At 32.9% G+C, this 15,942-nt stretch carries 8 protein-coding genes; 7 read left to right on the top strand and 1 reads right to left on the bottom strand.

The features are described 5' to 3' along the window. Positions 1-11 precede the first annotated feature (11 nt). From rplA to ITB9_RS07470, 6 genes are all read left to right on the top strand, one after another. A complete protein-coding gene (rplA, locus tag ITB9_RS07495; RefSeq protein WP_028290296.1) occupies positions 12-701 on the top strand; it encodes a 50S ribosomal protein L1 in 690 nt (229 codons plus the stop codon). 20 nt (positions 702-721) lie between these two features. Continuing rightward, positions 722-1,243 (top strand): 50S ribosomal protein L10, encoded by a 522-nt coding sequence (gene rplJ / locus ITB9_RS07490; RefSeq protein ID WP_028290295.1) that lies wholly within the window; start codon positions 722-724, stop codon positions 1,241-1,243. Positions 1,244-1,303: 60 nt separating this feature from the next. Beyond that, positions 1,304-1,678: a 50S ribosomal protein L7/L12 gene (gene rplL / locus ITB9_RS07485; protein ID WP_028290294.1), complete on the top strand. Its 375-nt coding sequence runs from the start codon at positions 1,304-1,306 to the stop codon at positions 1,676-1,678. Positions 1,679-1,801: 123 nt separating this feature from the next. Beyond that, positions 1,802-5,614: a DNA-directed RNA polymerase subunit beta gene (rpoB, locus tag ITB9_RS07480; RefSeq protein WP_054851742.1), complete on the top strand. Its 3,813-nt coding sequence runs from the start codon at positions 1,802-1,804 to the stop codon at positions 5,612-5,614. 69 nt (positions 5,615-5,683) lie between these two features. Continuing rightward, a complete protein-coding gene (rpoC, locus tag ITB9_RS07475) occupies positions 5,684-9,985 on the top strand; it encodes a DNA-directed RNA polymerase subunit beta' (protein WP_054851741.1) in 4,302 nt (1,433 codons plus the stop codon). Between the two features lie 87 nt (positions 9,986-10,072). Then, positions 10,073-10,393, top strand: coding sequence for a DUF3467 domain-containing protein (locus ITB9_RS07470; protein WP_028290291.1), 321 nt, complete (start codon positions 10,073-10,075; stop codon positions 10,391-10,393). Positions 10,394-10,606: 213 nt separating this feature from the next. Here the strand turns inward: ITB9_RS07470 and ITB9_RS07465 are convergent, their stop codons facing one another. Continuing rightward, complete coding sequence (locus ITB9_RS07465) at positions 10,607-12,196, bottom strand: peptide chain release factor 3 (RefSeq protein ID WP_054851740.1); 1,590 nt, start codon at positions 12,194-12,196, stop codon at positions 10,607-10,609. A 473-nt stretch (positions 12,197-12,669) separates the two neighbouring features. On the opposite strand from ITB9_RS07465, the gene ITB9_RS07460 reads away from it, so the two are divergent. After that, positions 12,670-15,942: Calx-beta domain-containing protein (locus ITB9_RS07460; protein WP_148638403.1), on the top strand; the 3,273-nt coding region annotated here is incomplete at its 3' end.

The raw sequence follows: 15,942 nt of genomic DNA, 5'->3' as shown, positions 1-15,942 counted from the left end.
AGATTTTAAAAATGGCAAGATTAACAAGAAAACAAAAAGAAGCTGTAGCAAAAATTGAAAAGGATAAAGTATATTCTTTACAAGATGCTTCAGCATTAGTAAAAGAAATAACTAATACTAAGTTTGACGCATCAGTTGATTTAGCAATTCGTTTAGGGGTTGACCCAAGAAAAGCTAATCAAATGGTTAGAGGTGTTGTATCTCTTCCTCATGGAACTGGTAAGGACACTAAAGTATTAGCATTAGTAACTCCAGATAAAGAAGCAGAAGCTAAAGAAGCTGGTGCTGATTATGTAGGTTTAGATGAGTACCTAGATAAAATCAAGAGCGGTTGGACAGATGTAGATGTAATCATTACTATGCCTAGCGTTATGGGTAAATTAGGTCCTTTAGGTCGTGTATTAGGTCCTCGTGGTTTAATGCCTAACCCTAAGACTGGTACTGTAACAATGGATGTTGCAAAAGCTGTTACTGAGGTTAAAGCTGGTAAAATTGACTTTAAAGTTGATAAAACTGGTATCGTTCACGCTTCAATTGGAAAAGCATCTTTTAGTGCTGATAAAATTCAAGATAACGCAAACGAATTATTAACAACAATTATGAAACTTAAACCGACAACTGCAAAGGGAGTTTATGTAAAAAGCATTTTTATGTCTTCTACAATGAGTCCTAGTATAGCTGTTGATACTAAAATAGGTTAAGTAGTTAAAAACTTTATATTATGACAAGAGAAGATAAATCACAAGTAATTAAAGACTTAACTGCACAATTAGCTGACAATTCTAATATCTACATAGCAGATATATCAGGTTTAAACGCAGGAACTACATCAGACTTACGTCGTGCTTGTTTTAAAGCAAACATACAGTTATCTGTTGTAAAAAATACATTACTTGAAAAAGCGATGGAAGCCTCTGATAGAGATTTCGGAGATTTACCATCTGTATTAAAAGGAAATACATCTGTGATGTATTCTGAAACTGGAAATGCTCCAGCTAAATTAATTAAAGCTTTCAGAAAAAAATCTGAAAAGCCTTTATTAAAAGGTGCTTTTATTGAAGAAGCTGTTTATTTAGGAGATAACCAGTTAGATATGTTAGTGGACATCAAGTCTAGAGAAGAGTTAATTGGTGATATCATTGGATTATTACAATCACCAGCTAAAAACGTTGTTTCAGCTCTTAAATCTAGTGGAGGAACACTTTCAGGTATCTTAAAAACATTATCTCAAAAAGAGGGATAATTTTAAAAGAACGCACTTTTACAATTATATATTATTAAAAAATTATTAAAACGATAGAAAATGGCAGATTTAAAAGATTTCGCAGAACAATTAGTTAACCTTACTGTAAAAGAAGTAAATGAGTTAGCTACTATTTTAAAAGATGAATATGGTATCGAGCCTGCAGCTGCTGCTGTAGCTGTTGCAGCTGGTCCTGCTGCAGGAGGTGATGCTGCTGAAGAGCAAACTGAATTTGATGTTATATTAAAAGCAGCTGGTGGTTCTAAATTAGCAGTAGTTAAATTAGTTAAAGAATTAACTGGTTTAGGTTTAAAAGAAGCTAAAGGATTAGTTGATGGAGCACCAAGCCCAATTAAAGAAGCAGTGTCTAAAGACGAAGCTGAAGCTTTAAAAACTTCATTAGAAGAAGCAGGAGCAGAGGTTGAGCTTAAGTAAGCTTACCACATAATTTTACAAAGGTTTAGGTCTGAAGCATACGCTTTACGACCTAAACCATTTGTCGTATATAGTGATTAGCTATATAAAATAATATTTTTTTAATCAAAATTTCGTCCATTGATGTTAGTAACACAAGCTGAAAGATTAAATTTCTCGTCTATAATAAATAGAACAGAGTACCCAGATTTCATGGATATTCAGATTAAATCCTTTCAGGATTTTTTCCAGTTAGAAACAAAATCTGAAGAAAGAGGTGATGAAGGTTTATATAATACCTTCATGGAAAACTTTCCTATTACAGACACACGTAATCAATTCGTTTTAGAATTTTTAGATTACTTTATTGATCCACCAAGATACGCTATTGAAGAATGTATTGAAAGAGGACTAACCTATAGCGTTCCGCTAAAAGCAAGGTTAAAGTTATATTGTACAGACCCTGAACATGAGGATTTCGAGACCATTGTCCAGGATGTGTATTTAGGAACTATACCTTACATGACTCCTTCAGGTACTTTTTGTATTAACGGAGCAGAACGTGTAGTAGTATCTCAATTACATAGATCTCCAGGTGTCTTTTTTGGACAGTCTTTCCATGCAAATGGAACTAAATTATATTCAGCTAGAGTTATTCCTTTTAAAGGATCATGGATAGAATTCGCTACAGATATTAACCAAGTAATGTATGCTTACATTGATAGAAAGAAAAAGTTACCTGTAACTACTCTTTTTAGAGCTATTGGTTTTGAGCGTGATAAAGACATATTAGAAATTTTTGATCTTGCTGAAGAAGTTAAAGTTTCTAAATCAGGTCTTAAAAAAATTATTGGTCGTAAACTTGCTGCACGTGTACTTAACACATGGCATGAAGATTTCGTTGATGAGGATACAGGTGAAGTTGTATCTATTGAACGTAACGAAATTGTTTTAGATCGTGATACAGAATTAGATAAAGAAAATATTGAAGAAATTCTTGAAATTGATGTGAAAACTATCCTTATTCACAAGGAAACTGCACAACAAGGAGATTACGCAATTATACATAATACACTTCAAAAAGATCCAACAAACTCTGAAAAAGAAGCTGTAGAACATATTTACCGTCAACTACGTAATGCTGAGCCGCCAGATGAAGAAACTGCACGTGGTATTATTGACAAATTATTCTTTAGTGACCAACGTTACTCTCTTGGAGAAGTAGGTCGTTATAGAATGAACAAAAAATTACAATTAGATATCGGAATGGATAAGCAAGTGCTTACTAAAGAAGATATCATTACTATAATAAAATACTTAATCGAGCTTATTAATTCTAAAGCAGAGATTGATGATATTGATCACTTATCTAACCGTCGTGTACGTACAGTAGGAGAACAGTTATCATCTCAGTTTGGTGTTGGTCTTGCTCGTATGGCACGTACTATTCGTGAGCGTATGAATGTTCGTGATAATGAGGTTTTTACACCTATTGACTTAATTAATGCTAAGACGTTGTCGTCAGTAATTAATTCTTTCTTTGGTACAAACCAGTTGTCTCAGTTTATGGATCAAACTAATCCATTAGCCGAGATTACACACAAACGTCGTTTATCTGCATTAGGACCTGGAGGTTTATCTAGAGAAAGAGCAGGATTTGAGGTTCGAGATGTTCACTATACTCACTATGGAAGGCTTTGTCCAATTGAAACTCCTGAGGGACCAAACATTGGATTAATATCTTCATTATCTGTATACGCTAAGGTAAATTCAATGGGATTCATTGAAACTCCTTATAGAAAAGTTACAGATGGTGTTGTTGATATTAAAAGTGCTCCAACATATTTAAGTGCTGAAGAAGAAGAAGAAAAATTAATCGCTCAAGCAACTGTAAAAGTTGATAAAGATGGTAAAATTTTACATGATAAGGTAATTGCTAGAATGGAAGGTGACTTCCCAGTAATGGATCCAAAAGACATTCATTATACAGATGTTGCACCAAATCAAATTTCATCTATATCAGCGTCATTAATTCCTTTCTTAGAACATGATGATGCCAACCGTGCATTGATGGGATCTAACATGATGCGTCAGGCAGTACCTTTATTACGTCCTCAAGCTCCTATCGTTGGAACTGGATTAGAAAGACAAGTAGCATCAGATTCTCGTGTTTTAATTAATGCAGAAGGAGAAGGTGTGGTACAATACGTTGATGCAAACGAAATCGTAATTAAATACGAAAGAACTGATGACGAAGCTAAAGTAAGTTTTGATAGTGATATTAAGACTTATCCATTAGTTAAATTTAGAAAAACGAACCAAGGTACTTCTATAAACCTTAAACCTATCGTTAAAAAAGGTGATAAAGTATCTAAAGGTCAAGTGCTATCTGAAGGTTATGCCACTCAAAAAGGTGAATTAGCTTTAGGTAGAAACATGAAAGTAGCCTTCATGCCTTGGAAAGGGTATAACTTTGAGGATGCGATTGTGATTTCTGAAAAAGTTGTTCGTGAAGATATTTTTACTTCTATACATATTGACGAATATTCTCTTGATGTAAGAGATACAAAATTAGGTAACGAAGAGTTAACTAATGATATTCCAAACGTTTCGGAAGAGGCTACAAAAGACCTTGATGAAAACGGTATGATCCGTATTGGAGCAGAAGTTAAACCTGGTGATATATTAATTGGTAAAATTACTCCTAAAGGAGAATCTGATCCAACACCAGAAGAAAAACTTTTACGTGCCATTTTTGGAGATAAAGCAGGAGATGTTAAAGATGCTTCATTAAAAGCTTCTCCATCATTACATGGTGTTGTTATTAATAAAAAATTATTTTCTAGAGCAGTAAAAGATAAAAGAAAGAGAGCTCAGGATAAAGAAGATATTAATAAGTTAGAGAATTTATATTATACTAAATTTGATGAATTACAGTCTGTATTAGTTGAAAAACTTTTCACTATTGTAAACGGTAAAACATCTCAAGGTATTTATAATGATTTAGGTGAAGAAGTATTACCAAAAGGTAAAAAATTCACTTTAAAAATGTTAAATGCTGTTGATGATTATACCCACTTAACTGGTGGTACATGGACAACAGATGACCATACTAACAAATTAGTTGCAGATTTAATTCACAACTACAAGATTAAAGAAAACGATTTACAAGGGTCTCTTAGACGTGAGAAGTTTACTATATCAGTAGGAGATGAGTTACCAGCAGGTATTATTAAATTAGCTAAAGTTTACATCGCTAAAAAACGTAAGTTAAAAGTTGGTGATAAAATGGCAGGACGACATGGTAACAAAGGTATTGTTGCACGTATTGTACGTCAAGAAGATATGCCTTTCTTAGAAGATGGAACTCCAGTTGATATTGTATTAAATCCATTAGGTGTACCATCTCGTATGAACATCGGACAGATTTATGAAACCGTTTTAGGTTGGGCTGGACAAGACTTAGGTCGTACTTATGCTACTCCAATTTTTGATGGTGCAACAATAGATCAAATTAACGAGTTAACTGATGAAGCTGGTATCCCTAGATATGGTCATACATATTTATATGATGGTGGAACAGGAGATCGTTTTGACCAACCTGCAACAGTAGGAGTTATCTACATGCTTAAATTAGGGCACATGGTAGATGATAAGATGCACGCTCGTTCAATAGGACCATATTCATTAATTACTCAACAACCTTTAGGTGGTAAAGCACAATTTGGAGGTCAACGTTTTGGAGAAATGGAAGTTTGGGCACTAGAGGCTTATGGAGCATCAGCAACGTTAAGAGAAATCTTAACTGTAAAATCTGATGACGTAGTTGGTAGAGCTAAAACTTACGAAGCTATTGTTAAAGGAGAACCAATGCCAGAACCTGGATTACCAGAATCTTTCAACGTATTAATGCACGAATTGAAAGGATTAGGATTAGACATTAGATTAGAAGAATAATTTTAAGTGAGTCGAGCAGTTTTAACTTAAACCTTAAAACTGCTTTACAAACTGAACACTATAAGAATTATGGCAAAAAAACAAGATAAGAATACAGTACAGAGGTTTAATAAAATCTCTATTGGTTTAGCATCACCAGAGTCTATTTTAGCAGAGTCTAGAGGTGAAGTTTTAAAACCAGAAACTATCAATTATCGTACACATAAACCAGAACGTGATGGTTTATTCTGTGAGCGTATTTTTGGTCCTGTAAAGGATTATGAATGTGCTTGTGGTAAATATAAGCGTATTAGATATAAAGGTATCGTTTGCGACCGTTGTGGAGTTGAAGTAACAGAAAAGAAAGTACGTCGTGACAGAGTTGGACATATTAATTTAGTTGTGCCAGTAGCACACATTTGGTATTTCCGTTCTTTACCTAACAAAATAGGATACTTATTAGGATTACCATCTAAGAAATTAGATATGATTATCTACTACGAACGTTATGTAGTAATCCAACCAGGTAATGCTAAAAATGAAGAAGGTGAACCTTTACAAAAATTAGACTTTTTAACTGAAGAAGAATACCTAAATATTTTAGAAACGCTTCCTCAAGATAACCAATATTTAGATGACACTGACCCAAGCAAGTTTGTTGCTAAAATGGGAGCTGAGTGTTTAATTGATTTATTAGCAAGAATTGACCTTGATGCGTTATCTTACGAGTTACGTCACAAAGCTAATACTGAAACATCTAAACAACGTAAAACGGAAGCTTTAAAGCGTTTACAAGTTGTTGAAGCTTTACGTGAGTCTAATGAGAATAGAGAGAATCGTCCAGAATGGATGATCATGAAAGTAGTGCCAATTATTCCGCCAGAATTAAGACCTTTAGTGCCTTTAGATGGCGGACGTTTTGCAACTTCAGATTTAAATGATTTATACCGTCGTGTTATTATTCGTAATAACCGTTTAAAGCGTTTAGTAGAAATTAAAGCACCAGAAGTTATCTTACGTAATGAGAAACGTATGTTACAAGAATCAGTAGATTCATTATTTGATAACACACGTAAGTCTTCTGCTGTAAAAACAGATTCTAACAGACCATTAAAGTCATTATCAGATTCACTTAAAGGTAAGCAAGGACGTTTCCGTCAAAACTTACTTGGTAAGCGTGTTGACTATTCTGCACGTTCTGTAATTGTTGTTGGACCAGAACTTAAATTATTTGAGTGTGGTTTACCAAAAAATATGGCTGCAGAGCTTTACAAACCTTTTGTAATTAGAAAATTAATTGAAAGAGGTATTGTTAAGACAGTAAAATCTGCAAAGAAAATTATAGACAAAAGAGAACCAGTTGTTTGGGATATATTAGAGAATGTTTTAAAAGGACACCCAGTTCTTTTAAATCGTGCTCCTACGTTACACAGACTTGGTATTCAAGCGTTTCAACCTAAGTTAATAGAAGGAAAAGCAATACAATTACACCCATTAGTATGTACTGCATTTAATGCCGATTTTGATGGAGACCAAATGGCTGTCCACTTACCATTAGGACCTGAAGCGATTTTAGAATGTCAATTATTATTATTGGCATCTCACAATATATTAAATCCAGCAAATGGATCTCCAGTAACGGTACCTTCTCAGGATATGGTACTTGGTCTTTACTACATGACTAAGCACAGATATTCTACTCCAGAAGTACCAGTTAGAGGAGAAGGATTAACTTTTTACTCTGCTGAAGAGGTAACAATTGCTTACAACGAAAAAAGAGTAGAATTAAATGCTGGTATCAAAGTAAGAACAAAAGATTTCAATGAAGCTGGTGAGTTAGTTTACCAAATTATTGAAACTACTGTTGGACGTGTATTATTTAACGAAAAAGTACCAGCAGCAGCAGGTTATATTAACCAGGTATTAACTAAAAAATCTTTAAGAGATATTATTGGTAATATCTTAAAAGTAACTAGTGTACCTGAAACTGCAGCATTTTTAGATGAAATTAAAACTTTAGGATATAACTTTGCCTTTAGAGGTGGTTTATCATTTAGTTTAGGAGATATTATTATCCCACCAGAAAAGCAATCAATGATTGATGCTGCAAATACTAAAGTAGATGGTATTACTGGTAACTATAACATGGGATTAATTACCAATAACGAACGTTATAACCAAGTTATTGATATTTGGACTTCAACAAATGCAGAATTGACAGAACTGTCAATGAAACGTATTAGAGAAGATCAACAAGGATTCAATTCGGTATTTATGATGCTTGATTCTGGAGCTCGTGGATCTAAAGAACAGATTCGTCAGTTAACAGGAATGCGTGGATTAATGGCTAAGCCTAAAAAATCTACAGCAGGAGGAGGATCTATTATTGAAAACCCGATTTTATCTAACTTTAAGGAAGGTCTTTCAATTTTAGAATACTTTATATCAACTCACGGAGCTCGTAAAGGATTAGCCGATACAGCACTTAAAACTGCCGATGCAGGTTATTTAACACGTCGTTTAGTTGATGTTTCTCAAGATGTAATTGTAAACAGTGAAGACTGTGGTACATTAAGAGGTGTTGAAGTAAGAGCTTTAAAGAAAAATGATGAAGTAGTTGAAAAACTTGAAGCACGTATTGTTGGTCGTATTTCATTAAACGATGTTTACGATCCTTTAACTGAAGAGGTTTTAGCTGAAGCAGGTCAATTAATTGATGAAGTAGTAGCTGCAAGAATTGAAAATTCACCAATTGAAGCTGTAGAAGTACGTTCACCATTATCATGTGAAGCTAAAAAAGGAATTTGTGTTCAATGTTACGGTCGTAACCTAGCTACCAATAAAATGGTACAACGTGGTGAAGCTGTAGGTGTTGTTGCTGCACAGTCTATTGGAGAACCAGGTACACAGTTAACACTACGTACTTTCCACGTAGGAGGTATTGCAGGTAACATTTCAGAAGAAAATAAATTAGTAGCTAAGTTTGATGGAGTTGCAGAAATCGAAGATCTTAAAACTGTAAAAGGTTTAGATAACGATGGAAAAGAAGTAGATGTAGTTATCTCTCGTACTTCAGAACTTAAGTTAGTAGATAAAAAGACAGGTATTACTTTAAGTACTAATAATATTCCTTATGGTTCTCACGTTTTTGTTAAAAACGGAGATAAACTAAAAGCAGACGATGTTGTTTGTTCTTGGGATCCATATAACGGAGTTATTATTTCAGAATTTGCTGGAAAAGTTAGATATGAAAATATCGAACAAGGTATAACTTATCAAGTTGAAATTGATGAGCAAACAGGTTTCCAAGAAAAAGTAATTTCTGAATCTAGAAACAAAAAGTTAATTCCAACACTTATTGTAGAAGATGGTAAAGGTGAAGCAATTCGTTCTTACAACTTACCAGTAGGTGCACACATAATGATTGATGATGGAGATAAGGTTGAAGTTGGTAAAATCTTAGTTAAAATTCCACGTAAGTCTGCTAAAGCAGGAGATATTACAGGAGGTTTACCACGTGTAACAGAATTATTTGAAGCACGTAACCCTTCTAACCCAGCAGTTGTTAGTGCTATTGATGGTGTTGTTTCTTTTGGAAAAATAAAAAGAGGTAATCGTGAGATTATTGTAGAATCTAAGTTAGGTGAAATTAAAAAATATCTAGTTAAGTTATCTAGTCAAATCTTAGTTCAAGAAAATGACTTTATCAAAGCTGGTATGCCATTATCTGACGGTTCTGTAACACCAAATGATATCTTAAATATTAAAGGACCATCTGCTGTACAACAGTACTTAGTTAACGAGGTACAAGAAGTATATCGTTTACAAGGTGTGAAAATTAATGATAAGCATTTTGAGGTTGTTGTAAGACAAATGATGCGTAAAGTAAGAATTATTGATTCTGGAGATACTATTTTCCTTGAAGATCAATTAGCTCATAAATCTGATTTCATTGAAGAAAATGACAATATTTTCGGAATGAAAGTGGTTGAAAACGCTGGAGATTCTTCAAACTTAAAAGAAGGTCAGATCATATCTGCTTTCCAATTAAGAGATGAAAATTCAATCTTACGTCGTGAAGATAAACAACTTGTAGAAGCAAGAGACGCACAGCCAGCAACAGCTACGCCAATCTTACAAGGTATTACAAGAGCATCATTACAAACTAAGTCATTTATATCGGCAGCATCATTCCAGGAAACTACTAAAGTTCTTAATGAAGCAGCGGTAAGTGGTAAAGTAGATACACTTGAAGGACTTAAAGAAAACGTTATTGTAGGTCATCGTATACCAGCAGGTACAGGTATGCGTGCGTATGAAAACATAATTGTAGGTTCTAAAGAAGAATTTGACCAAATGATGAAAGCTAAACAAGAAGTTAATTATAACTAATTTTAGTTTCATAGATTAAATTCTATATCATAATAATTAAAAGAATCCTGCTTACATGCAGGATTCTTCGTTTAAAACATAAATTAAATGTCAGATATTAAAGATAATAAAACAAAACAAGGTCAAATTAATATTGAATTAGATGAAAAAATTGCAGAAGGGATTTATTCCAATCTTGCCATAATTAATCATTCAGTATCAGAATTTGTTGTGGATTTTGTTAGCATAATGCCAGGTACGCCTAAAAGTAAAGTTAAGTCAAGAATTATTTTGACGCCTCAACATGCTAAACGATTAATGAAAGCTTTAAGTGAAAATGTAAATCGTTTTGAAAAAGCTCATGGTGAAATTAAGGATTATGAACAACCACCAATTCCTTTAAATTTTGGTCCAACTGGTCAAGCATAAAAAAAACCTCTTTATAATTTTTATAAAGAGGTTTTTTATTAAATACTAATTTAATAGTAATTAGTAATTGAAAGATTAATATTAATAGTTTTTTTTTATAATTTCTATTTCAGAAGCTTATTTATATAGTCTTTTAAAGTTAAAATAAAATGTTTGCTTATCGTTTTATAGATTATTATTAAAAAGTTCTTTAAAAGCTCTTAAAATAATTATTTATTCATATTCTGATACATAATGAAATTTAATACTAGGATATTTCTGTTGAGTCATTTGTAACGAAAAAGCTGAATCTGCTAAAAAAACTAATTGACCTCTTTTGTCTTTTGCTAAAAACCTTTGTTTTACTCTTAAAAACTCTTTGTATTCATCATTTTTTTTGTCTGTAGGCTCAATCCAACAAGCTTTGTATACATTTAAGTTTTCGTATGTACATTTTGCTCCATATTCATGTTCTAATCTATACTGTATAACTTCATATTGTAGAGCTCCAACAGTACCAATAACTTTTCGTCCATTTAATTCAAGCGTAAAAAGTTGTGCTACACCTTCATCCATTAATTGGTCTATACCTTTATATAATTGTTTAGATTTTAGTGGATCAGCATTATTAATATATCTGAAATGTTCTGGTGAAAAGCTTGGTATCCCTTTGTAATTCAGTATCTCACCTTCAGTAAGTGTATCTCCAATTTTAAAAGTTCCTGTATCTTGTAAGCCTACAATATCTCCAGGGTATGAAATGTCTACTATTTCTTTCTTTTCAGCAAAAAAAGCATTTGGGCTAGAAAATTTCACTTTTTTATTATGTCTAACATGTAGATATTGAGTGTTTCGTTTAAACTCACCTGAAACAATTTTAATAAACGCTAATCTGTTTCGGTGATTAGGATCCATGTTAGCGTGTATCTTAAATACAAATCCAGAAAATTTATCTTCTTCAGGTTTGACTAAACGCTCTTCACTATGTTTAGGTCGTGGTTTAGGTGCAATTTCAACAAAACAATCTAATAATTCTCTTACTCCAAAACTATTTAATGCAGATCCAAAAAATACAGGTTGTAACTCTCCTTTTAAATACTCTTCATTTGTAAATTCAGGATAAATTCCATCAACTAATTCTATTTCTTCACGTAATGTTTCTGCAGCTTTGTCACCTATTAAAGTGTTTAATTCATTACTGTTTAAATCACTAATTTCTATTGTGTCTTCTATATTTTTACGACTATCACCACTAAATAAGTTAATGTTTTTCTCCCAAATATTGTAAATACCTTTGAAGTCATAACCCATTCCTATAGGAAAACTTAGTGGTGTTACTTTTAATTTTAGTTTCTGTTCTATTTCATCAAGTAATTCAAAAGCATCTTTACCTTCTCTATCCATTTTATTGATGAAAACAATCATAGGTATATTACGCATTCTACAAACTTCAACTAATTTTTCAGTTTGTTCCTCAACCCCTTTTGCAACATCAATAACAACTATTACACTGTCAACAGCAGTTAATGTTCTAAATGTATCCTCTGCAAAATCTTTGTGACCAGGAGTGTCTAAAATATTGATTTTTATTCCATTATATTCAAAAGCCAATACAGAGGTTGCAACAGATATACCACGTTGACGTTCTATTTCCATAAAGTCACTTGTAGCTCCCTTTTTTATTTTGTTACTTTTTACAGCTCCAGCTTCATTAATTGCTCCTCCAAACAGTAAAAGTTTTTCGGTTAATGTTGTTTTTCCTGCATCTGGATGTGATATAATTCCAAATGTTCTTCTTCTTTGTATTTCTTCTAAAAATTTCATTAAAATCAATTTGTGCAAATATAAAATATAAAAGTTTTAAGGTTGGTTAATCTTGATTAGTTTTATCCTTTCTACAGTTAATAATTGGAATTTTAGTTTTATTTTTTTTCAATTTAATACTCATATTTTTTTTACAGTTTTACAATGATTTTTGTGTGTATTTTCCTCTTCCAATGGTCGGAATTTCCGATGAATTAATCAATTAGTTTGTTTAAAAAAAAAACAAACGCTTAAACGTTTTTTTTTGTTTTTAATCTATGATTATTTACTATTATTGAATGATTTTATTTGTTTTTTGTTTGATTTTTATTCGTGTTTATCAACGTTATATTTGACACTTTAACGAAAATCAACACTTTTAAGTGTCTAACTCAACCCTAAACTTAATCTATGTTATATTTTCGCTGTGCGGTTTTTACCACAGCAATAAAAGCCCTGCATTAAAATTTAGAAAAAAAATCAATTCTCTCATTATGAAAATTTCTAATCGATTATTATTGAATACTTCTGTATTCAATAAATCTTTATTGGTTATATTAATTACTTTTTTTTCAGTGATTAATACTTTTGGTCAATCTACTTTAGATTGGTCTACAGCAAATTGGACTCCTGGTGCAACTACCGGAACTATTCCTTTTACGACACCTGTTGGATATGATCCAGTTTCTGTAACTATTACTTCAAGTTTAAACCCTTCAGATGGTGTTTATTATGATAACCCTTCTCAGGGTACATTTCCTCAAATAGATTATGTTGGTAGTGAATTTGGAGGTATAGATGATTTGGGTATTGCTATCGATCCTGCTAATAATGGAAGGGTTAATCAAGATTCTCCAGTTACTATAGACTTAGTTTTCAGCGCACCTGTAACAGGTGTTAGTTTTATAATATCTGATATTGATCAAAATCAAAATAGAGTTGATGAAATATTCATTACAAGTAATGATGGTGATCCCGTGTCTATAACAATAGTAGATCCTGCTAATACTGAAATTGATACAGTTACAAATAATACAATTCGATCTGCTTCTACTAGAGGAGTTTCTCAGGATGATGATAATGGCTCTGCTGTTATAGATTTTGGGTCAAAAGTAATCACTAGCATACAAGTTGTTTATACTGATTTTGGTAATACTGGAGGTGTTAGAGGAGTTGGTTTTTTTGGTGGTTTTGAGGTTAGAGCAGCATCTAATATTGAAGCTGTAAATGATCAAGGTAATACAGTAGTAGAAGGCGTTGGTGGTCAAGTTATAAATAACGTTTTAAATAATGATGTATTTCAAACAGGTTCTCCTTCTTTGTCAGATGTTACTTTAACTCAGGTAAGTTCTACTGACTCAGGGATTACTTTAAATACTTCTACTGGTGCAGTTTCTGTATCAGCATCTGTTGAAGCAGGTGTCTATGTTTTAGAATATCAAATATGTGAAACAATTAATCCCACAAACTGTGATACAGCAAAAGTAACTGTTGTTGTGTTAAATGATGCAGATGAAGATGGTGTAGCTGATAATGATGATTTAGATGATGATAATGATGGGATTTTAGATGTTAATGAAGGTTTTGAGTGTGCTTCAGACTTTATTGATTTAGGACGTACTTTCAGTAATAATACTTCAAATCCTTTTTTTGTAACTGATATTTACTCATATAATGGTGTAACTGTAGATGCTTCATTCGAGTTGCAAGGTTCAGCTACTTGGAATTCAGGAGTTAGTAGTCAAAATAATGCAGGTGTTTCAGGTGCTTATGTTAATACTCAGCCTAATAATACTGGTTTTTATTCTGGAGATGTAGGTGTATATACTTATACTTTTTCAGAACCAGTATACAATGTTGAATTTAAATTTGGTGGATTGGATTTTTCTGATGTAGCTGAATTTAATGCTTTAAATGGAAGTGATGATGTACCTGTTCTCTTAACAGATATAAATTTGGGAGCTAATGGTGAGTTTTTTGGGCAAACAGTAATAAGTAGTGCTAGTAATGGTAACGCTCCTAGTAATGCAGTACAAGTGTCAGTACTTGGTCCAGTAACAGAAATTTCAATTACTGTAGGTAAAGAGGTTGCTAATAGCTCAAATGTTACTATGCAATTTTATGAGTTAATCTATTGTGTGCCTACAGATACAGATAATGATGGTGTTCCAGATTTTTTAGATTTAGATTCAGATAATGATGGATGTTTTGATGCTTTAGAAGGTGGAGATAATATTTTATTAACTAATCTTAATTCTGATGGTTCTCTTGATGGTGCAGTTAATTCTACTACAGGAGTTCCAAATAATGTAAACACTACAAACGGTCAAACAGTAGGTGGTTCTAAAGATGGAGTCCCTTCTGACTCAAACGGTCAATGTGATTCAGATAATGATGGTGTTGTTGATGCTAATGATATTTGTAATGGTTCTGATGATACCATTGATATAGATAATGATAATGTTCCTGATGGATGTGATTTAGATAATGATAATGATGGTATTTTAGATACTAACGAAGGATACTGTGCTTCTCAAATTTTATCAGGTACTTGGAACATAAGTGGCTCTACAGCTTCATATGATTTTGGAAATGGAATTATAGCAGAAATAACAACGACTAATTCGTTACCATTAACTTCTGGGTCCTTTAGTAATGGTGACTTCTGGTCAGAAACATTAGCTAATTCAGTTTCATTAGAAAGTTCTTATGTATGGGGAACTTCTATTACTGTTAATTATGTTGATGAATTAGGTAATCCTATTACTGTAACAAATCCTATTATACATTTAGATAGATTAGGAGGAACTGATGGTGCTTCAACTCAGAATGGTGCTATAGTAACATTGTTAAATGGTTTAAGTTGGTCACAAATATCGACAGGTACTTCTGATTTTAACGTAACTTCAAATACAGCTTCTGACTCAGGTATTAATTTACCTACAGCAGCTTCTGGTCATACACAAGAAAGTACTCAAAATGATCCGGACGGAACAGCAGCAGGATCACTTCAGATAAATGGTGAGATTTCAAGTTTTACTTTAGAATTTGTTCAAGGTGGATTATTTGGAACAGGTACTGATGGAATTGAATTAATTTTGTCAGCATGTCAAAGTGTAGATACTGATGATGATGGTACTCCTGATTATTTAGATTTAGATTCAGATAATGATGGATGTTTTGATGCTTTTGAAGGAGGAGATGCTATTGATAGCTCATCTGTTGATGCTAATGGAGTTTTAATAGGAACAGTAAACAGTTCAACAGGAGTGCCAAGTGATGTCGATGTTAATAATGGTCAAACTGTTGGTTCTGCGCAAAATGATACAGTTCTTGATGATGAATGTAAAGTTAATATCACAATAGGCGATGTAACCGTAACAGAAGGCGATGATGCTACCGTTACAGTAAGTTTAGACAATCCAAGTAGTGTTGATACAGTAGTTGATATTGTAACGACAACGGGAACAGCAGGAACGGATGACTATACAGAAGTAACGATTACAGTTACCATACCAGCAGGTGATACAAGTGTAGATGTTGTGATTCCAACAACAGATGATACAACAGACGAGCCAAATGAAGACTTTACAGTCGACGGAACGGTAACTAGTGGAAACACGAGTAACACAGACCCAAGCGGAACAGTAACAATAGAAGATAATGATGATGCTCCAATAGTAAGTATCAGTGATGTAACCGTAACAGAAGGCGATGATGCTACCGTTACAGTAAGTTTAGACAATCCAAGTAGTGTTGATACAGTA

The sequence above is a fragment of the Olleya sp. ITB9 genome (assembly GCF_001315805.1).
Classification (GTDB): Bacteria; Bacteroidota; Bacteroidia; order Flavobacteriales; family Flavobacteriaceae; genus Olleya; species Olleya sediminilitoris.
The sequence above is the reverse complement of the archived record's forward strand: the minus strand, read 5'-3'. Positions and strand labels throughout refer to the sequence as shown.

Coding starts and splice junctions, on each gene's coding strand:
- rplA (WP_028290296.1), top strand. CDS start 12: ATGGCAAGATTAACAAGAAAACAAAAAGAAGCTGTAGCAAAAATTGAA.
- rplJ (WP_028290295.1), top strand. CDS start 722: ATGACAAGAGAAGATAAATCACAAGTAATTAAAGACTTAACTGCACAA.
- rplL (WP_028290294.1), top strand. CDS start 1,304: ATGGCAGATTTAAAAGATTTCGCAGAACAATTAGTTAACCTTACTGTA.
- rpoB (WP_054851742.1), top strand. CDS start 1,802: ATGTTAGTAACACAAGCTGAAAGATTAAATTTCTCGTCTATAATAAAT.
- rpoC (WP_054851741.1), top strand. CDS start 5,684: ATGGCAAAAAAACAAGATAAGAATACAGTACAGAGGTTTAATAAAATC.
- ITB9_RS07470 (WP_028290291.1), top strand. CDS start 10,073: ATGTCAGATATTAAAGATAATAAAACAAAACAAGGTCAAATTAATATT.
- ITB9_RS07465 (WP_054851740.1), bottom strand. CDS start 12,196: ATGAAATTTTTAGAAGAAATACAAAGAAGAAGAACATTTGGAATTATA.